1 protein-coding gene is annotated in these 439 nt (G+C 75.9%); it reads right to left on the bottom strand.

Annotation, left to right across the window (positions count from 1 at the left end):
• Positions 1 to 439, bottom strand: a 439-nt coding sequence (locus IF89_RS46825) for a hypothetical protein (RefSeq protein ID WP_043194985.1), incomplete at both ends; no start/stop codon positions are given.

Raw genomic sequence — 439 nt, 5'->3', positions numbered from 1 at the left:
GGTGCGCTGGTCGAAGACGTCGTCCTCGCCCGCGAAGCCGCCCCCCGCCCCCGTGTAGGCGCGGCCCTCCTCCACTGCGGGGGAGAACCGCTGCTCGGGTGCGGCGAGCTCGCCGCGGTCGTCGAGGGTGCGCAGGCGGGTCGCGGCCAGCGCCGGGACGGGCGAGCCGGGGATTTCCTCGTAGGCGATCTCGGTCACTGCGCCGAGGGGCGAGGCGACGCGGGTGATGACGGGGCCGTGTCCGGCCAGCGGCCGCCCATACTCCAGGGCCGTCACCGCGCCGTCGCTGCCGGTGGCCTTGCGGACCAGGCCGTCCTGCAGTTCGAGGACGGCGGTCAGGCGGTGGCCGTCGCCGGAGCGCGGGGGTGCGGTGAAGACGACCCGGCCGTCGTCGTAGGCGACGGTAGTGGCGGCGCCGTAGGGGTCGGTGACAGACGTG

Source organism: Streptomyces sp. NRRL F-2664 (assembly GCF_000719345.1).
Taxonomy (GTDB): domain Bacteria; phylum Actinomycetota; class Actinomycetes; order Streptomycetales; family Streptomycetaceae; genus Streptomyces.
The sequence above is the reverse complement of the archived record's forward strand: the minus strand, read 5'-3'. Positions and strand labels throughout refer to the sequence as shown.